Raw genomic sequence first — 17,932 nt, forward strand, 5'->3', positions numbered from 1 at the left:
ACAGGCAAAAGATGTTCCATATCTCTAGGGAAATGTGTCATTCCTTGTGGGTTGTTACAAATTACAGTGAACGTAGCCGTTTCTCGTCGGCCTGAGTGTGCTGCCTACGAGGGCGGTCATTCGGGGAAATAAAAAAACCCGCGACATAGCGCGGGCTTTCATATTACTTGAGGTGATTACATACGTTCTACGGTTTCGATACCCAGTGTATCCAGACCCAGCTTCAGGGTTTTCGCCGTCAGTTGTGCCAGCTTCAGTCGGCTGTTACGAATCTCTTCGTTTTCAGCGCTGAGAATAGGGCAGTGCTCGTAGAAGCCTGAGAACAGACCAGCAACGTCGTACAGATAAGCACACATCACGTGTGGCGTACCTTCACGCGCAACGACGGTTAACGTTTCTTCAAACTGCAACAGACGCGCCGCCAGTTGAGCCTCGCGATCTTCGCTGATAACGACCTGCGCATTTGCCAGCTCGCTTTCGTCGATATCTGCTTTACGGAACACGGACAGTACGCGGGTATAAGCGTACTGCATATATGGCGCGGTGTTACCTTCGAACGCCAGCATGTTGTCCCAGTCGAAGATGTAGTCGGTGGTACGGTTTTTGGACAGATCCGCGTATTTCACTGCGCCGATACCGACCGCATTTGCCAGTTTTTCCAGTTCGTCGGCAGGCATGTCCGGGTTCTTCTCCGCGACCAGACGACGTGCGCGCTCCAGCGCTTCATCCAGCAGATCGGCCAGTTTAACCGTGCCGCCCGCGCGGGTTTTGAACGGTTTACCGTCTTTGCCCAGCATCATACCGAACATGTGGTGTTCCAGCGGCACTGAATCCGGCACATAACCGGCTTTACGTACGATGGTCCAAGCCTGCATTAAGTGCTGATGCTGGCGAGAGTCGATGTAATAAAGTACGCGATCGGCATGCAGGGTTTCGTAACGATACTTGGCGCAGGCGATGTCGGTTGTAGTGTAGAGATAGCCGCCATCTTTCTTCTGAATGATAACGCCCATCGGTTCACCTTCCTTGTTCTTATACTCATCAAGGAATACGACGGTAGCGCCTTCGCTTTCAACAGCCAGGCCTTTCGCCTTCAGATCGGCGACGATGCCAGGTAGCATCGGGTTGTACAGGCTTTCGCCCATGACGTCGTCACGGGTCAGGGTAACGTTGAGGCGATCGTAGGTTAACTGGTTCTGCGACATGGTAATGTCGACCAGTTTGCGCCACATCTCACGGAAGTATTCGTCACCGCCTTGCAGTTTCACGACATAACTACGGGCGCGTTCCGCGAAGGCTTCATCTTCGTCGTAATGTTTTTTCGCATCACGGTAGAAACCTTCCAGGTCAGCCAGCGCCATCTCTCCGGCATTTTCCTGCTGCTGTTTTTCCAGCCATGCGATGAGCATACCGAACTGAGTACCCCAGTCGCCGACGTGGTTAGCGCGAATAACGTTGTGACCGAGGAACTCCAGCGTACGCACCGCCGCGTCACCGATGATGGTGGAACGCAGGTGACCAACGTGCATCTCTTTCGCTACGTTAGGCGCGGAGTAGTCAACCACGACGGTTTGTTTAGCCGGTTGAGTTACGCCCAGACGATCGGAAGCCAGCGCCTGCTGAACGTGCAGCGCCAGAAATGCTGGATCGAGAAAAATATTGATAAAGCCCGGGCCTGCAATTTCAACTTTGCTGGCAATCCCGTTGAGATCCAGATGAGTCAGCACCTGCTCAGCCAGTTGTCGCGGCGCCATACCCAGTTTTTTAGCGACAGCCATCATGCCGTTAGCTTGATAGTCGCCGAACTGTACTTTTGCTGACTGACGAACCTGCGGTTCGCAATCTGCAGGTGCGCCTGCAGCAATCATGGCCTGACTGACTTTTTCTGAGAGAAGAGCCTGAATATTCACCGGAATACCTTACATTTATGAAGCGGCCTAAAATTCACCGCACCAGTTTAAGAATTAAGGGCGGGAGTATACTGCAAATGCCCGTTGCCGTCAGCATTGTGTGTACCGTCAGTAGCCTGAAATATAAACAATGCAATGGCGTAAATTTATTCATGATGTGTTCGGAGAAAACAGCGGTTGGATGGCGCAGCGCAACAGAGTAAATTAGCGACTTTGAACATGGATATGAGCTTTTAATATGGCGAACTGGCAAACCGTTGCAGAACTACAGGATATTTCTGCAGATTTACCGCATTTCACGCAGGCATTAACGGAACTTTCTACCCGTCTTGGGCTGGATATCACAGGCCTGGAAGCCGATCACATTTCCTTGCGTTGCCATCAAAATACCACCGCAGAACGCTGGCGTCGTGGGTTTGAACAGTGCGGTGAATTGTTGTCAGAAAACATCATTAACGGCAGACCTATTTGTCTTTTTAAACTGCATGAGCCGGTTTGTGTGCAACATTGGCAATTTTCCATCGTCGAACTGCCGTGGCCGGGCGAAAAACGTTACCCTCATGAAGGCTGGGAACATATTGAAATTGTTCTGCCGGGAGAGGCGGAAACGCTGAATGCGCGAGCGCTGGCGCTGCTTTCCGATCACGGTCTGAGTCAACCGGGCATTTTTGTGAAAACCAGCTCGCCAAAAGGAGAGCGTGAGCGTTTACCGAATCCGACGCTGGCGGTTAGCGATGGTAGCGTGACGATAAAATTCCATCCGTGGTCGATTGAAACCATTGTGGCAAGCGAACGTCAGGAGTGAGCATGGCTATACTGGAAATCTGCTGTTACAGCATGGAGTGCGCGCGCACGGCGCAGCAAAACGGCGCGGATCGTATTGAACTATGCTCGGCACCCAAAGAAGGGGGCTTAACGCCGTCACTGGGCGTCTTGCGTTCCGTTCGCCAGCACATTTCGATTCCCGTCAATCCCATTATTCGCCCACGTGGAGGCGACTTTTGCTACACCGAAGGTGAATTTGCTGCAATGCTGGATGATATTGCGATGGTCAGGGAACTGGGATTCTCAGGGCTGGTTACCGGCATTTTAGATGTGGATGGCAATGTCGATATGCCGCGCATGGAGAAAATAATGATTGCCGCCGGTTCGCTGCAAGTCACTTTTCATCGGGCCTTTGATATGTGTGCTAACCCACTCAATGCGCTTAAAAAATTAGCTGATTTGGGCATTGCCAGAGTACTCACTTCAGGGCAAAAATCAGATGCGGCGCAAGGTTTAACAAAAATAATGGAACTTATTGCGCAGCCCGGTGCTCCAATCATTATGGCCGGAGCGGGGGTTCGCGCCTCGAATTTGTCCCTGTTCCTTGATGCTGGAGTGCAGGAAGTCCACAGTTCTGCCGGAGTATGGCTGGCTTCACCAATGCGTTATCGCAATTCGGGGTTGTCGATGTCTTCGGATACGCAGGCGGATGAGTATTCGCGCTATGCGGTAGACGGGACGGCGGTTGCTGAAATGAAAGCAATCATTGCACACCATCAGGCCAGCTGATTTTTACCGTTGCATCATGTCGCCCAATATGATGCTTGCTCGTACCAGGCCCCTGCAATTTCAACAGGGGCCTTTTTTTCTCCTTCATATTTCAAGCCGCAGCAGCGTTGGCCGCCTCGCGCACCCCGGTCACGTAGTTATCTACGCTCCCGGGGATTTGCTGCGTTGCCGCCTTGCTGCAACTTGAACTATTTTGGAGAAACGGCGCTATACGTAACGGTCATTCGGCAATCTATTACGGCTTACGCGCAATCAATACCGCACGTAATGGGGCGGGGTAGCCTTCCACCGTTTTGCTGTGGTCGATAGGGTCGAGGAAGTCGGCCAGCGACTCGGTTACCATCCACTCGGTGCGGCGCTGCTCTTCGGTGGTGGTGACGCAGACATCGGCGATGCGCACATCAACAAAACCGCATTTTTCCAGCCAGTTTTTTAGCGCCAACGCAGATGGAATAAAGTAGACGTTACGCATCTGCGCGTAACGATCGCCCGGCACCAGTACGGTATTTTCATCACCTTCGACGACCAGCGTTTCCAGCACCAGTTCGCCATCTTTAACCAACTGATCCTTTAATTGCCACAGATGTTCCAGCGGCGATCGGCGGTGATAAAGCACGCCCATGGAGAACACAGTGTCAAAGGCGTTTAGCGCTGGAAGTTGCTCAATACCCAGCGGCAGCAGGTGAGCACGCTGGTCATTGCCCAGCAGTTTACGTACCGCCTCAAACTGGCACAGAAACAGTTGCGTAGGATCGATCCCAACCGCCAGATGCGCTCCAGCGCCAATCATGCGCCACATGTGATAGCCACTGCCACAGCCGACATCAAGAATGGTACGGCCGGTGAGATCAGACAAGTGCGGCAGAACGCGATCCCACTTCCAGTCGGAACGCCATTCGGTATCGATGTTGACGCCGTACAGCGAGTACGGTCCTTTACGCCATGGCATCAGGTTACGCATCAGGGTGTCGATGCGTTTAAGCTGGCCTTCGCTGAGCGGTTCTTTACTTTCTGCGGTAACGCTGTGTAGTAAGTCCAGACGATGCGGCGTCAGCTCGGGCAGAAACTCGACGGCGTTTGACCATTGCTTAAAAAGACCGTGCTGATCGCGCTGCCAGGCAGCGATTTGCGCCGGAAGCGTTTCCAGCCAATGGGACAGATGATTTTTGGCAATCAACTGATAAAAGTTACCAAAATCGATCATGCGCTAACCTCAGCTTTCAACGCCACCAGAGAGCCAAAGTTGAAGCACTGGAACCACAATTCGCTGTGCTCAAAGCCGGCCTGATGCAGTCGCGCTTTGTGCGTTTCTACCGAGTCGGTCAGCATCACGTTTTCCAGCATGCTGCGTTTCTGACTAATTTCCAGTTCGCTGTAGCCATTGGCCCGTTTGAAGTCGTGGTGCATGTTGAACAGCAGTTCGCCAACGTTAGCGTCTTCGAAACTGAATTTTTCAGACAGCACCAGCGCGCCGCCGGGATTCAACCCTTGATAAATCTTATCCAACAATGCCTGGCGCTCAGGTGGCTCAAGGAATTGCAGGGTAAAATTCAGCACCACCATCGAGGCGTTTTCGATAGTAATGTTGCGAATATCGCCTTCGACTACCTCAACCGGGGTCGGTGCCTTATAGGCGTCAATATGACGACGGCAGCGCTCAACCATCGCCGGGGAGTTATCGACGGCAATAATTTTGCAATTCTCGTGATGAATATTGCGACGCACTGAGAGTGTCGCCGCGCCCAGAGAACAGCCCAGATCGTAGACCTGCGTGTTGGGTTGTACGAAACGTTCGGCCAGCATGCCAATCATAGAAATGATATTGGAATAGCCAGGAACGGAACGCTGGATCATATCCGGGAAGACTTCAGCTACCCGTTCATCAAAGGTCCAGTCACCCAGACTGGCGATAGGCGCAGAAAAAAGCGTGTCGCGGTGAGACATAACGTAAAAATTCGGGAAAAATAAAGTGGCGTATTGTGCGCTAATGCAGGGAGAAAACCAACTCCCAGGGCATATACCAAAGATTCGCCAGCACCATTAGCAACAGCGAACACCAGGTTGCGCTCATGCCTGAACGGCGCCAGCGGAAGAGCCGGTGGTGGAATCCGTAATAATGCATCAGTCGTCCGGCAATCAACATCAGCCCGCAAATATGCACCATCCACGTCTCTGCGCCGTTCATTTCCATAAATAACAGCAGCACTAACGCGACGGGAATATATTCCACCGCATTACCGTGAATGCGGATAGCGCTTTGCAGTTCACTAAAACCTCCATCGCCATAGGCAACGCGATATTGCATGCGCAGGCGAACGACGTCAAAGGAGAACTTTATTAACAATAACGCACCCAATACGGCATAAAGCGCGCTTACCATACAAACTCCCTTTTAAAATGGCTGCTGGCACTGACTATGATAGGTGGCAATTTCAGAAAAGAGAAGATTGCTGTGGAATAGAGGGTGCTGATCCGATCTCTGGCAGGGCGCTGCGTAAATCTGCCCATAGCGTATCAACAAGCTCCGGGGCCTGCGCGATGTCCGGCGTATGCAAAAACAGATACGGCGTCGTGGTGCGTTGCCATAGCGATAGCTTGGTCAGCCAGACGGCAAAAAGCTCGCTGTTTTGTGCCATATTATCGCTACCGATAAAGCGTACCATCGGATGGTTTGCCGTCACTACCGCATGCACCGGAACCTTAGGTTTCTTGCGCTGGGCGTCACGTATTGCTTCAGTATGCGGGATTGCGGCATGCACCGGGCGGCTGTCCAGAATCACCCGGTTTACTCCGCGCTCGTGTAAACCGCGATTAAATAGCTGCTCGGCTTCGCCTTTGGCAAAGAAGTCTGGATGGCGAACTTCCACACCGTAGGTAAAGGAATTCGGGAGCACATCGAGAAACTGCCACAGGGCAGGCAGATCGCGTGGGCCAAAAGTCGCAGGTAATTGCAGCCAGTATTGTCCAATGCGCGATTCCAGCGGCGACATGCGCGTAAAAAATTCCTGTACGAGGTCATCACAATTACGCAGCGCAGCCTGATGCGAAATGGTCGCCGGAAACTTAAAACAAAATCGAAACGCATCGGTGGTCTGTGCCTGCCAGCGGGCAACAATATCAGCTTTAGGCAGCGCATACAGCGTGGTATTGCCCTCCACGCAGTTAAAATGGCGGGCATACTCTTCAAGGCTGGTGATCCCCAGACGCACCCATTTTGGATGCGACCACTGAGGTAATCCGATATAAATCATAGCGCTTGCAGAATCTCCTCCACGCTGCGAACGCGCGCAATGCGCGGGAAAATGTGGGTCATGCTGCCCTGGTGTTGCTCAGTACTGGCGGCGCTACAGGCATCCTCTGCAATGATAAGACTGAAACCCAGCTCCCACGCATTTCGCGCCGTCGACTCAACACCAATGTTCGTCGAGATCCCGCACAGGACGATGGTATCAATACCCCGGCGACGCAGCTGCAATTCCAGATCGGTACCATAGAAGGCTCCCCACTGGCGTTTAGTCACTTCGATATCGCTGGCGCATTTCCCCAAAGCAGCCGGGTAATGCCACCAATTTTCAGGTAACGCTTTTGCCGGAGTCTGAGCATCTACGGGTTGTTTCAGCGCTTCGGCGTAATCGTCAGACCAGCCGACTCGCACCATTACCACCGGGGAACCGTGGGCACGGAATTTTTCCGCCAATTGCGCGGCGCGGGTAACCACATCATGTGCCGTATGAGGGCCGCCAGCGAAAGGCAGGATCCCTTCCTGTAAATCAATTACGACAAGGGCGGTTGTTTTAGCGTTCAATTCCAGCATGGTCACTCCAGTAATAAAAGAATTCCGTTACACCTTAATCGCGAATCAGTGTGAAAGGGGCGACAATTTTTGTTATTTTTTGTGAGATTACGCAATGCCCGTCCAGGAAACAGGCGTACAGTCAGTACCGGACTGAGAGTCTATCCCAGTAGGCTCTTATCGTGCGGCAGAATTTCCAGTATAATAGCCGCCTTTTTTCATTAAGTTGTGACATTCAGCTAAAGCTGCGACTTCGTCATCTGCGAGGCAGGTGACAATCCGCCTGCGGCAAAGTTAAGGGATATCTCATGCGTACAGAATATTGCGGACAGCTACGTCTGTCCCACGAGGGGCAGCAGGTGACTCTGTGTGGTTGGGTCAACCGTCGTCGTGATCTTGGTAGCCTGATCTTTATCGATATGCGCGACCGCGAAGGTATCGTGCAGGTATTTTTCGATCCGGACCGTGCGGACGCGTTAAAGCTGGCCTCCGAACTGCGTAATGAGTTCTGTATCCAGGTTACGGGCACCGTGCGTGCGCGTGACGCGAAAAACGTCAACGCCGATATGGCGACGGGCGAAATTGAAGTACTGGCCTCCGATCTGACCATCATCAACCGTTCAGACTCGCTGCCGTTGGACTCTAACCACGTCAACACCGAAGAAGCGCGACTGAAGTATCGCTATTTAGATCTGCGTCGCCCTGAAATGGCGCAGCGCCTGAAAACGCGTGCCAAAATCACCAGTCTGGTGCGTCGTTTTATGGACGACCACGGCTTCCTCGACATCGAAACACCGATGCTGACCAAAGCGACGCCGGAAGGCGCGCGCGATTACCTGGTACCTTCTCGCGTACATAAAGGTAAATTCTACGCGCTGCCGCAATCACCTCAGTTGTTTAAACAGCTGCTGATGATGTCTGGCTTTGACCGCTACTATCAGATCGTAAAATGCTTCCGTGATGAAGACTTACGTGCTGACCGTCAGCCTGAATTTACCCAGATCGACGTTGAGACTTCCTTCATGACCGCACCGCAGGTGCGTGAAGTGATGGAAGCGCTGGTGCGTAACCTGTGGCTGGAAGTGAAAGGTGTGGATCTGGGTGATTTCCCGATCATGACCTTTGCCGAAGCTGAGCGTCGTTACGGTTCCGATAAACCAGACCTGCGTAACCCGATGGAGCTGGTTGACGTTGCCGATCTGGTGAAAGACGTTGAGTTCGCAGTGTTCTCTGGCCCGGCAAACGATGCGAAAGGCCGCGTAGCTGCTCTGCGTGTACCGGGCGGTGCTGCACTGAGCCGTAAGCAGATCGACGATTACGGTAACTTTATCAAGATTTACGGCGCGAAAGGCCTGGCTTACATCAAAGTCACCGAACGTGCGAAAGGTCTGGAAGGTATTACCAGCCCAGTTGCTAAGTTCCTGAACGCAGAAATTGTGGAAGCGATTCTGGCACGTACCGGTGCACAAGACGGCGACATGATTTTCTTCGGTGCCGACAACAAGAAAGTAGTTGCCGACGCGATGGGCGCGCTGCGTCTGAAACTGGGTAAAGATCTGAGCATTACCGACGAAGCCAAATGGGCACCGCTGTGGGTTATCGACTTCCCAATGTTCGAAGACGATGGTGAAGGCGGACTGACCGCAATGCACCACCCGTTCACCGCGCCGAAAGATATGACGGCCGCTGAGCTGAAAGCTGCGCCGGAAGACGCGGTTGCCAACGCGTACGATATGGTCATCAACGGCTACGAAGTAGGCGGCGGTTCCGTGCGTATTCACAACGGCGACATGCAGCAAACCGTATTCGGTATTCTTGGCATTAATGAGCAAGAACAGCGTGAGAAATTCGGCTTCCTGCTGGATGCACTAAAATATGGTACACCGCCGCATGCGGGCCTGGCGTTTGGTCTGGACCGTCTGACTATGCTGTTGACCGGTACTGACAACATTCGTGACGTTATTGCTTTCCCGAAAACCACGGCTGCAGCGTGTCTGATGACTGAAGCGCCAAGCTTTGCCAACGAAGCTGCGCTGGCGGAACTGAGCATTCAGGTTGTTAAGAAGGCCGAGAATAACTGATATGACATATAAACAGCCTGTCTCGGTGTTAGTCGTGATTTATGCAAAGGACACCGGGAGAGTGCTGATGTTACAGCGACGCGACGATCCTGATTTCTGGCAGTCGGTCACCGGCAGCCTTGAAGAAGGTGAAACCGCGTCGCAAGCCGCTATGCGCGAAGTAAAGGAAGAGGTCGCCATTGATGTTGCATCTGAGCAACTGACCTTAATTGACTGTCAGCGCACGGTGGAGTTTGAGATTTTTAGCCATTTACGTCATCGCTATGCACCGGGAATTGAACGTAATACTGAATCCTGGTTTTGCCTGGCACTTCCCTCAGAACGAGAGATCGTGTTCACCGAACATCTGACCTATCGTTGGGTTAATGCGGTTGAAGCCGCCCAATTAACCAAGTCGTGGAGTAACCGGCAGGCGATTGAAGAGTTTGTAATTAACGTCGCCTGAAAAGGCGCGCTTTTTGGAGATATTATTTATGGCAGGTCATAGTAAATGGGCCAACACCAGACACCGTAAAGCAGCGCAGGATGCTAAACGCGGTAAAATTTTCACCAAAATAATTCGTGAGCTGGTGACGGCGGCTAAACTGGGCGGCGGCGATCCGGATGCTAACCCGCGTCTGCGTGCAGCGGTTGATAAAGCGCTGGCTAACAACATGACCCGTGACACCCTGAACCGTGCAATCGCGCGCGGTGTGGGTGGTGATGAAGATTCCAACATGGAAACCATCATCTATGAAGGTTACGGTCCTGGCGGTACAGCCGTTATGATTGAATGTCTGTCTGACAACCGTAACCGTACCGTTGCGGAAGTGCGTCACGCATTCACGAAAACGGGTGGTAACCTCGGTACCGACGGTTCCGTGGCTTATCTGTTCAGCAAAAAAGGCGTGATCTCCTTTGAACAGGGCGACGAAGACGCCATCATGGAAGCGGCGCTGGAAGCAGGTGCTGAAGACGTTGTGACCTTCGACGACGGCGCAATTGACGTTTACACCGCGTGGGAAGAGATGGGCAAAGTGCGTGACGCGCTGGAAGCGGCTGGTCTGAAAGCGGACGCAGCTGAAGTGTCTATGATCCCATCCACCAAAGCGGATATGGATGCAGAAACAGCGCCGAAGCTGATGCGTCTGATCGATATGCTGGAAGACTGCGACGACGTGCAGGAAGTTTACCACAACGGTGAAATCTCCGATGAGGTTGCTGCCACCTTAGAATGATGTGGTTAAGCCATAAAATAACAGGAGATGCGTGATGTCTATTATTCTCGGCATTGACCCGGGGTCTCGCATCACCGGTTATGGCGTTATTCGTCAGGTCGGCAGGCAGTTGACCTATCTCGGCAGCGGCTGCATTCGCACCAAAGTCGACGATCTCCCGTCACGTCTGAAATTGATTTACGCGGGCGTGACGGAAATCATCACCCAGTTTCAGCCGGACTATTTTGCCATTGAGCAGGTTTTTATGGCGAAGAACGCCGACTCGGCGCTAAAGCTGGGACAGGCTCGCGGCGTGGCAATCGTTGCGGCGACCAATCAGGATCTACCGGTCTTTGAATACGCGGCCCGCCAGGTAAAACAGACCGTGGTGGGGATCGGTAGCGCGGAAAAAAGCCAGGTCCAGCATATGGTACGCACGCTGCTAAAACTCCCGGCGAATCCGCAAGCAGATGCCGCGGATGCACTGGCGATTGCCATTACCCACTGCCATGTCAGTCAGAACGCCATGCAAATGAGCGAGTCGAGGCTGAATTTGGCGCGAGGTCGATTACGTTAGTGACAAATGAGGCTGGATATCTATCCAGCCTTTTTTTATGATAGCGCATTACCTTTTAGCCCTTAACGCAGGAGCGTCACGTGATAGGCAGACTCAGAGGCATCATTATTGAAAAACAACCCCCGCTGGTCCTTCTGGAAACGGGCGGGGTAGGCTATGAAGTGCATATGCCGATGACCTGTTTCTACGAGTTGCCGGAAGCCGGGCAAGAAGCGATTATTTTCACCCATTTTGTGGTGCGAGAAGATGCTCAGCTATTGTATGGCTTTAACAACAAGCAAGAGCGCACGCTGTTTAAAGAGTTAATCAAAACCAATGGCGTGGGGCCGAAGTTGGCGCTGGCGATCCTCTCCGGTATGTCTGCTCAGCAGTTCGTTAATGCCGTAGAGCGCGAAGAGCTGGGCGCGCTGGTGAAATTACCGGGTATTGGTAAGAAAACCGCAGAACGCCTGATTGTAGAAATGAAAGACCGCTTTAAAGGTTTGCATGGTGATCTCTTTACACCAGCGGCGGATCTGGTCCTGACGTCTCCGGCAAGCCCGACAACGGACGACGCCGAGCAGGAAGCGGTTGCTGCGCTGGTGGCGTTGGGCTATAAACCACAGGAAGCCAGCCGCATGGTGAGCAAAATTGCCCGCCCTGATGCCAGCAGTGAAACCCTGATTCGTGAAGCGCTTCGCGCGGCATTGTGAGGTAACGGATGATTGAAGCAGATCGCCTGATTTCGGCTGTCAGCACTACCCCTGAAGATCTGGTGGATCGTGCGATTCGCCCAAAATTGCTGGAAGAGTATATTGGCCAGCCTCAGGTTCGTTCGCAAATGGAGATTTTTATCCAGGCGGCGAAGCTGCGCGGTGACGCTCTCGATCACCTGCTGATTTTCGGTCCTCCTGGTCTTGGTAAAACTACGCTTGCCAATATTGTCGCCAATGAAATGGGCGTTAATCTGCGTACCACGTCCGGTCCGGTACTGGAAAAAGCGGGTGACCTGGCGGCAATGCTTACCAACCTTGAACCCCACGATGTGCTGTTTATCGATGAAATACATCGTCTGTCACCGGTGGTGGAAGAGGTGTTGTATCCGGCGATGGAAGATTATCAGCTGGATATCATGATTGGTGAAGGACCGGCTGCCCGTTCGATTAAGATCGATCTGCCGCCGTTCACGCTAATCGGGGCGACGACGCGCGCCGGGTCGTTAACCTCTCCGCTGCGTGACCGTTTTGGTATTGTGCAGCGCCTGGAGTTCTATCAGGTGGCAGACCTGCAGCACATTGTTGGGCGCAGTGCGCGTTTTATGGGTCTGGAAATGAGCGATGAAGGTGCGCTGGAAGTGGCACGCCGCGCCCGCGGTACACCGCGTATCGCCAACCGCTTATTACGCCGGGTACGCGATTTCGCCGAAGTGAAGCATGACGGCACAATTTCAGCAGATATTGCCGCCCAGGCGCTGGATATGCTCAATGTGGATGCGGAAGGATTCGATTATATGGACCGTAAGCTGCTGCTGGCGGTTATCGATAAATTCTTTGGCGGACCGGTAGGACTGGATAACCTGGCAGCGGCGATTGGGGAAGAGCGTGAAACCATTGAGGACGTGCTGGAGCCGTATCTGATTCAGCAAGGTTTTCTACAACGTACGCCGCGTGGACGTATGGCAACCGTGCGCGCCTGGAACCATTTTGGCATTACACCGCCACAGATGCCTTAATGCCTGATGTCGCGACGCTCATCAGGCCTGGGCGATTTTATGGGCCCGGTAAGCGCAGCGCCACCGGGCAACGCATGCTTAGCTCGCTTGCTTTTTCATCATGCTGAAAATAAACAGCAGCGCGGCGCACAGCACCACGGAAGGACCTGCCGGGGTGTCATAGAAGGCCGAGAAGGTCAGCCCGCCTGTAACCGCTATCATTCCCACTCCAACGGCAACCCCTGCCATCTGCTCCGGCGTACGGGCAAAGCGACGGGCGGTCGCCGCAGGGATGATAAGCAGTGAGGTGATAATCAGCGCCCCGACAAACTTCATCGCCACGCCAATCGTTAACGCCGTAACCAGCATCAGCAGCAGCTTCACGCGTTGCAGCTTCACACCATCGACAAATGCCAGATCCGGACTGATGGTCATCGACAGCAGGTTACTCCACTGCCAGAACAGAATCGCCAGAACAATAACCACGCCGATGGCGATGGAGATAAGATCTTCTGGCGTCACGGCGAGCAAATCACCAAACAGGTAAGCCATCAGATCCACACGGATGTTGGACATCAGGCTGACAACAACCAGCCCCAATGACAACGCGCTGTGCGCCATAATACCCAGCAAGGTATCGATCGCAAGGTGAGGGCGCTTCTCCAGCCATACCAGACCGCCAGCCAGCAACAGGGTGACGGCGATAACCGCATAGAAAGGGTTTACATCCAGCAGCAGGCCAAAGGCGACTCCCAGCAGCGAAGCGTGGGCCAGCGTATCACCGAAATAAGACATTCGACGCCAGACGACGAACGAGCCGAGTGGGCCAGCGGCACAGGCCAGCATGATCCCAGCTAACCAGCCGGGTAATAACAATTCAATCATGAGTGACCATTTCCCCGGCGTAAGACGATACGACCCTGTAAATCGTGGCGGTGATTGTGATTATGACGGTAAATTCCGAGTTGTTCGGCGCCGCGTTGCCCGAACATTGAGATGAATTCCGGGTGCATAGAAACCACTTCAGGCGCACCGGAACAGCAAATATGATGGTTCAGGCACAGTACCTCATCGGTTTTGGCCATCACCAGATGCAGGTCATGGGAAACCATCAGTACGGCGCAATCCAGTTCACGTCGCAACTGGTCGATAAGGTCGTACAGTGCGACCTGCCCATTGACATCCACGCCCTGGGTTGGTTCATCGAGCACCAGTAGCTGAGGTTTATTCAATAAAGCACGGGCCAACAGGACGCGTTGTGTTTCCCCGCCAGAGAGCTTTTGCATCGGTGCATCCATCAGATGCCCGGCTTGAACGCGCTTCAGTGCCGGAAGGATATCCTCTTTTTTGGTACCGGGACGTAAGCGCATAAACCGACTTACCGTCAGTGGCAGCGTAGTATCGAGGTACAGTTTTTGCGGTACATAGCCAATCCGCAATTGACCATTACGCTTGATTACTCCCTCATCAGCCGCTACCAGCCCTAATACAACGCGCACCAGCGTAGACTTCCCGGCGCCATTTGGGCCGAGAAGCGTTAAAATTTTACCGGGTCGAAGTTCAAGCGATACGTCAGACAGGACGCGGCGTTGACCATAAGAGACCGAGACATTTTCCAGTGAAACCAAAGTCGTCATATCAATTTTAGTCTTGCAGAAGTTATAGAATGTTATAATATCACATTTCTTACATTCATTACGATGATTGGTCGCATTATGTTACATAAAAATACGCTTCTTTTCGCAGCATTATCCGCTGCTCTTTGGGGTAGTGCAACACAGGCAGCAAATGCCGCTGTGGTGGCCTCGCTCAAGCCGCTGGGGTTTATTGCTTCAGCCATTGCAGACGGGGTAACAGACACTGAGGTTCTCCTGCCTGACGGGGCTTCCGAACATGACTATTCACTGCGTCCATCAGACGTAAAACGCTTACAGGGCGCGGACTTAGTTGTTTGGATTGGACCTGAGATGGAAGCGTTTATGGAAAAGTCAGTCAAGAATATTCCTAACGCGAAACAGGTAACGATTGCGCAGCTCAATGACGTGAAACCGTTACTCTTGAAAGGTGCTGATGACGACGATGACGATCATGGACACAATGATGCTGGCAGTGAAAAAAGTGACGAGCATCACCATCATGGCGATTACAACATGCATCTTTGGCTTTCCCCAGAGATAGCGCGGGCCTCAGCGGTTGCAATCCATGAAAAATTAGTGGAACTTATGCCGCAAAGTCGAGCCAAACTTGACGCCAACCTGAAGGATTTTGAGGCACAATTAGCCGCAACCGATAAGCAGGTAGGTAACGAGCTCGCACCGCTCAAGGGAAAAGGTTATTTCGTTTTTCATGACGCCTATGGCTACTACGAAAAACACTACGGACTAACACCGCTTGGTCACTTTACCGTGAACCCTGAGATTCAACCTGGTGCGCAGCGTTTACATGAAATAAGAACACAGTTGGTTGAGCAAAAAGCAACCTGCGTTTTTGCTGAGCCACAGTTCAGGCCAGCGGTCGTTGAAGCCGTCGCGAGAGGGACATCCGTTCGAATGGGAACGTTGGATCCGCTCGGAACGAATATCAAACTGGGTAAAACAAGCTATTCAGCGTTTTTGAACCAATTAGCCAACCAGTATGCGAGCTGCCTGAAAGGAGATTAATGAGGAAGTGAATACGTGCAACAGATAGCCCGCTCTGTCGCTCTGGCATTTAATAATCTGCCGCGACCCCATCGCGTTATGCTGGGGTCGCTTACCGTACTGACATTGGCCGTCGCCGTCTGGCGGCCTTATGTTTACCATCCCGATTCAGCACCCATCGTTAAAACTATCGAGCTGGAAAAAAGCGAAATTCGTTCACTGTTGCCTGAGGCCAGTGAACCTATCGATCAGGCCGCGCAGGAAGACGAAGCCATTCCGCAGGATGAACTGGATGACAAAACGTCTGGTGAAGCCGGCGTGCATGAGTATGTCGTCTCCACAGGCGATACGCTGAGCAGTATTCTGAATCAGTACGGCATCGATATGGGCGACATCAGTCAGCTCGCTGCTTCCGATAAAGAACTACGCAATCTGAAAATTGGTCAGCAGTTATCCTGGACCTTAAGCGCGGAAGGTGACCTGCAGCGTCTGACCTGGGAAGTGTCCCGCCGTGAAACCCGCACTTACGATCGTACTGCGACAGGTTTCAAAATGAGCAGCGAAATGCAGCAGGGCGATTGGGTTAACAGCCGTATCAAAGGCACGGTGGGCGGAAGCTTCGTCGCCAGCGCCAAAGAGGCCGGACTGACCAGCTCTGAAATCAGCGCGGTGATTAAGGCCATGCAGTGGCAGATGGATTTCCGCAAACTGAAAAAAGGCGATGAGTTCTCAGTGCTGATGTCTCGCGAAATGCTGGACGGTAAGCGCGAGCAAAGCCAGCTGCTGGGCGTGCGTTTACGTTCTGAAGGCAAAGACTATTACGCCATCCGTGCTGAAGACGGTAAGTTCTATGACCGTAACGGTACCGGGCTGGCGAAAGGCTTCATGCGTTTCCCGACGGCGAAACAGTTCCGCATCTCCTCGAACTTTAACCCGCGTCGCCTGAATCCGGTGACTGGACGCGTAGCGCCGCACAAAGGTGTCGACTTTGCGATGCCGCAGGGGACGCCGGTACTGTCGGTAGGCGATGGTGAAGTGGTTGTAGCGAAGCGTAGCGGCGCTGCCGGATACTATGTTGCGGTTCGTCATGGTCGCACCTACACCACCCGTTATATGCACCTGCGTAAGCTGTTGGTGAAACCAGGTCAAAAAGTGAAACGTGGCGATCGTATCGCGCTGTCAGGTAACACGGGGCGTTCAACTGGTCCGCATCTGCACTACGAAGTGTGGATTAACCAGCAGGCCGTGAACCCTCTGACGGCTAAACTGCCGCGTACAGAAGGTCTGACCGGCTCGGATCGCACCGATTATCTGGCGCAGGTGAAAGAAGTTATGCCTCAGCTACGTTTTGATTAATTAGCACACTGATAAAGCCGGTACGCGATGCGTGCCGGCTTTTTTATTTTGTACGGCGCACGGTGCGCCGCTACACTATCAGCAGATTTACTTTTCGCGGCACCAGACACTGGAAGAGCATGGAAACGAAAAAAAAGAATATTGAGTATATCCCTGAGTTTCATAAATCATTTCGCCATCCGCGCTACTGGGGCGCCTGGCTGGGTGTAGCGGCGATAGCTGGGATTGCGTTAACGCCAGCGTCATTTCGCGATCCTATTCTGGCAAAGCTCGGACGGATGGTTGGACGCTTGGGAAAAAGCTCACGTCGCAGAGCGCTGATCAATTTATCCCTTTGTTTTCCTGAACGCAGCGAAGCTGAGCGCGAAGCCATTGTTGATGAGATGTTCGCGACCGCCCCTCAGGCGATGGTCATGATGGCGGAACTCGCCCTGCGCGGGCCGGAGAAAATTCAGAATCGGGTTGACTGGCAGGGCCTTGAAATCATCGAAGAGATGCGCCGCAACGATGAAAAAGTGATTTTTCTCGTTCCTCATGGCTGGGGCGTAGATATCCCGGCGATGCTGATGGCTTCCCAGGGACAGAAAATGGCAGCAATGTTCCACAATCAGGGAAACCCGGTATTTGATTACGTCTGGAACACGGTACGCCGTCGTTTCGGAGGTCGATTACATGCGCGTAATGATGGCATCAAACCGTTTATTCAGTCTGTACGACAGGGATATTGGGGATACTACCTCCCGGATCAGGACCACGGGCCTGAGCACAGCGAGTTTGTCGATTTTTTTGCTACCTATAAAGCAACGTTACCGGCAATTGGTCGCTTGATGAAGGTCTGCCACGCGCGTGTCGTGCCGCTGTTTCCGGTGTATGGCGGTAAAACTCACCGCCTGACGATTAAGGTCCGTCCTCCGATGGATGACATCCTGACAGCGGATGACCACACCATTGCCAGACGAATGAACGAAGAGGTGGAGATTTTTGTCACGCCTCATGTCGAACAATACACCTGGATACTGAAACTGCTTAAGACGCGTAAACCCGGCGAGATTGAGCCCTATAAGCGCAAAGATCTCTATCCGAAGAAATAAAAAAAAGCCTCTCAAACGAGAGGCTTTTTTACATCAAACTCTGGT

At 52.8% G+C, this 17,932-nt stretch carries 19 protein-coding genes; 11 read left to right on the plus strand and 8 right to left on the minus strand.

Annotated features, from left to right (window positions below):
* Positions 1–176 precede the first annotated feature (176 nt).
* Complete coding sequence (gene argS, locus OGY33_RS17175) at positions 177–1,910, minus strand: arginine--tRNA ligase (protein ID WP_191238394.1); 1,734 nt, start codon at positions 1,908–1,910, stop codon at positions 177–179.
* Between the two features lie 238 nt (positions 1,911–2,148).
* On the opposite strand from argS, the gene OGY33_RS17180 reads away from it, so the two are divergent.
* On the plus strand, positions 2,149–2,715 hold the full coding sequence (locus OGY33_RS17180; RefSeq protein ID WP_003833855.1) for a VOC family protein: 567 nt from the start codon (positions 2,149–2,151) through the stop codon (positions 2,713–2,715).
* A 2-nt stretch (positions 2,716–2,717) separates the two neighbouring features.
* Entirely contained in the window at positions 2,718–3,464 is a 747-nt protein-coding gene (gene cutC / locus OGY33_RS17185) for a copper homeostasis protein CutC (RefSeq protein ID WP_048216126.1), read from the plus strand.
* A 235-nt stretch (positions 3,465–3,699) separates the two neighbouring features.
* Here the strand turns inward: cutC and cmoB are convergent, their stop codons facing one another.
* Genes cmoB through OGY33_RS17210 form a run of 5 tightly spaced genes read right to left on the minus strand, consistent with a single transcriptional unit; the run spans position 3,700 to position 7,278 of the window.
* Positions 3,700–4,668, minus strand: a complete 969-nt coding sequence (gene cmoB, locus OGY33_RS17190; RefSeq protein ID WP_048216127.1) for a tRNA 5-methoxyuridine(34)/uridine 5-oxyacetic acid(34) synthase CmoB — start codon at positions 4,666–4,668, stop codon at positions 3,700–3,702.
* Positions 4,665–5,408, minus strand: coding sequence for a carboxy-S-adenosyl-L-methionine synthase CmoA (gene cmoA / locus OGY33_RS17195; RefSeq protein ID WP_003034686.1), 744 nt, complete (start codon positions 5,406–5,408; stop codon positions 4,665–4,667). Before cmoA ends, cmoB begins: the two co-directional genes overlap by 4 nt.
* 40 nt (positions 5,409–5,448) lie before the next feature.
* Complete coding sequence (locus OGY33_RS17200) at positions 5,449–5,844, minus strand: MAPEG family protein (RefSeq protein WP_003833847.1); 396 nt, start codon at positions 5,842–5,844, stop codon at positions 5,449–5,451.
* 52 nt (positions 5,845–5,896) lie between these two features.
* On the minus strand, positions 5,897–6,715 hold the full coding sequence (locus OGY33_RS17205) for a DUF72 domain-containing protein (protein WP_048224204.1): 819 nt from the start codon (positions 6,713–6,715) through the stop codon (positions 5,897–5,899).
* Positions 6,712–7,278 (minus strand): hydrolase, encoded by a 567-nt coding sequence (locus tag OGY33_RS17210; RefSeq protein ID WP_191238395.1) that lies wholly within the window; start codon positions 7,276–7,278, stop codon positions 6,712–6,714. The genes OGY33_RS17205 and OGY33_RS17210 overlap by 4 nt, the downstream gene beginning before the upstream one ends.
* A 287-nt stretch (positions 7,279–7,565) precedes the next feature.
* On the opposite strand from OGY33_RS17210, the gene aspS reads away from it, so the two are divergent.
* From aspS to ruvB, 6 genes are all read left to right on the plus strand, one after another.
* The gene (aspS, locus tag OGY33_RS17215) at positions 7,566–9,338 is read left to right on the plus strand and encodes an aspartate--tRNA ligase (protein WP_048216173.1); all 1,773 of its coding nucleotides are present in this window, start codon (positions 7,566–7,568) and stop codon (positions 9,336–9,338) included.
* A 1-nt stretch (position 9,339) separates the two neighbouring features.
* On the plus strand, positions 9,340–9,783 hold the full coding sequence (gene nudB / locus OGY33_RS17220) for a dihydroneopterin triphosphate diphosphatase (RefSeq protein ID WP_003034863.1): 444 nt from the start codon (positions 9,340–9,342) through the stop codon (positions 9,781–9,783).
* Positions 9,784–9,811: 28 nt separating this feature from the next.
* Positions 9,812–10,555, plus strand: coding sequence for a YebC/PmpR family DNA-binding transcriptional regulator (locus tag OGY33_RS17225; RefSeq protein WP_003833836.1), 744 nt, complete (start codon positions 9,812–9,814; stop codon positions 10,553–10,555).
* Positions 10,556–10,589: 34 nt separating this feature from the next.
* Entirely contained in the window at positions 10,590–11,111 is a 522-nt protein-coding gene (gene ruvC, locus OGY33_RS17230; RefSeq protein WP_003034867.1) for a crossover junction endodeoxyribonuclease RuvC, read from the plus strand.
* Between the two features lie 80 nt (positions 11,112–11,191).
* On the plus strand, positions 11,192–11,803 hold the full coding sequence (gene ruvA, locus OGY33_RS17235) for a Holliday junction branch migration protein RuvA (protein ID WP_003034869.1): 612 nt from the start codon (positions 11,192–11,194) through the stop codon (positions 11,801–11,803).
* An 8-nt stretch (positions 11,804–11,811) separates the two neighbouring features.
* Positions 11,812–12,822, plus strand: coding sequence for a Holliday junction branch migration DNA helicase RuvB (gene ruvB / locus OGY33_RS17240; protein ID WP_003034872.1), 1,011 nt, complete (start codon positions 11,812–11,814; stop codon positions 12,820–12,822).
* Between the two features lie 78 nt (positions 12,823–12,900).
* On the opposite strand, the gene znuB is transcribed toward ruvB, so the two are convergent.
* Positions 12,901–13,686: a zinc ABC transporter permease subunit ZnuB gene (znuB, locus tag OGY33_RS17245; RefSeq protein WP_191238396.1), complete on the minus strand. Its 786-nt coding sequence runs from the start codon at positions 13,684–13,686 to the stop codon at positions 12,901–12,903.
* Positions 13,683–14,438 carry a zinc ABC transporter ATP-binding protein ZnuC gene (gene znuC / locus OGY33_RS17250; protein ID WP_003833829.1) on the minus strand — a complete coding sequence of 252 codons (756 nt, stop codon included), beginning with the start codon at positions 14,436–14,438 and terminating at the stop codon, positions 13,683–13,685. The genes znuB and znuC overlap by 4 nt, the downstream gene beginning before the upstream one ends.
* A gap of 78 nt (positions 14,439–14,516) precedes the next feature.
* On the opposite strand from znuC, the gene znuA reads away from it, so the two are divergent.
* The 3 genes from znuA (at position 14,517) to lpxM (ending at position 17,887) form a co-directional block, all read left to right on the plus strand.
* The gene (gene znuA, locus OGY33_RS17255; protein ID WP_133158639.1) at positions 14,517–15,461 is read left to right on the plus strand and encodes a zinc ABC transporter substrate-binding protein ZnuA; all 945 of its coding nucleotides are present in this window, start codon (positions 14,517–14,519) and stop codon (positions 15,459–15,461) included.
* A gap of 15 nt (positions 15,462–15,476) precedes the next feature.
* Positions 15,477–16,796 (plus strand): murein DD-endopeptidase MepM, encoded by a 1,320-nt coding sequence (mepM, locus tag OGY33_RS17260; protein WP_003833825.1) that lies wholly within the window; start codon positions 15,477–15,479, stop codon positions 16,794–16,796.
* 119 nt (positions 16,797–16,915) lie between these two features.
* Positions 16,916–17,887, plus strand: coding sequence for a lauroyl-Kdo(2)-lipid IV(A) myristoyltransferase (gene lpxM / locus OGY33_RS17265; RefSeq protein WP_286572014.1), 972 nt, complete (start codon positions 16,916–16,918; stop codon positions 17,885–17,887).
* Positions 17,888–17,932 lie beyond the last annotated feature (45 nt).

This window comes from Citrobacter sp. Cpo032, assembly GCF_030332975.1.
Lineage (GTDB): Bacteria > Pseudomonadota > Gammaproteobacteria > Enterobacterales > Enterobacteriaceae > Citrobacter > Citrobacter portucalensis.

Coding starts and splice junctions, on each gene's coding strand:
- OGY33_RS17205 (WP_048224204.1), bottom strand. CDS start 6,715: ATGATTTATATCGGATTACCTCAGTGGTCGCATCCAAAATGGGTGCGT.
- OGY33_RS17200 (WP_003833847.1), bottom strand. CDS start 5,844: ATGGTAAGCGCGCTTTATGCCGTATTGGGTGCGTTATTGTTAATAAAG.
- OGY33_RS17210 (WP_191238395.1), bottom strand. CDS start 7,278: ATGCTGGAATTGAACGCTAAAACAACCGCCCTTGTCGTAATTGATTTA.
- aspS (WP_048216173.1), top strand. CDS start 7,566: ATGCGTACAGAATATTGCGGACAGCTACGTCTGTCCCACGAGGGGCAG.
- cmoB (WP_048216127.1), bottom strand. CDS start 4,668: ATGATCGATTTTGGTAACTTTTATCAGTTGATTGCCAAAAATCATCTG.
- cmoA (WP_003034686.1), bottom strand. CDS start 5,408: ATGTCTCACCGCGACACGCTTTTTTCTGCGCCTATCGCCAGTCTGGGT.
- znuB (WP_191238396.1), bottom strand. CDS start 13,686: ATGATTGAATTGTTATTACCCGGCTGGTTAGCTGGGATCATGCTGGCC.
- ruvB (WP_003034872.1), top strand. CDS start 11,812: ATGATTGAAGCAGATCGCCTGATTTCGGCTGTCAGCACTACCCCTGAA.
- OGY33_RS17180 (WP_003833855.1), top strand. CDS start 2,149: ATGGCGAACTGGCAAACCGTTGCAGAACTACAGGATATTTCTGCAGAT.
- znuA (WP_133158639.1), top strand. CDS start 14,517: ATGTTACATAAAAATACGCTTCTTTTCGCAGCATTATCCGCTGCTCTT.
- lpxM (WP_286572014.1), top strand. CDS start 16,916: ATGGAAACGAAAAAAAAGAATATTGAGTATATCCCTGAGTTTCATAAA.
- znuC (WP_003833829.1), bottom strand. CDS start 14,438: ATGACGACTTTGGTTTCACTGGAAAATGTCTCGGTCTCTTATGGTCAA.
- OGY33_RS17225 (WP_003833836.1), top strand. CDS start 9,812: ATGGCAGGTCATAGTAAATGGGCCAACACCAGACACCGTAAAGCAGCG.
- nudB (WP_003034863.1), top strand. CDS start 9,340: ATGACATATAAACAGCCTGTCTCGGTGTTAGTCGTGATTTATGCAAAG.
- cutC (WP_048216126.1), top strand. CDS start 2,718: ATGGCTATACTGGAAATCTGCTGTTACAGCATGGAGTGCGCGCGCACG.
- ruvC (WP_003034867.1), top strand. CDS start 10,590: ATGTCTATTATTCTCGGCATTGACCCGGGGTCTCGCATCACCGGTTAT.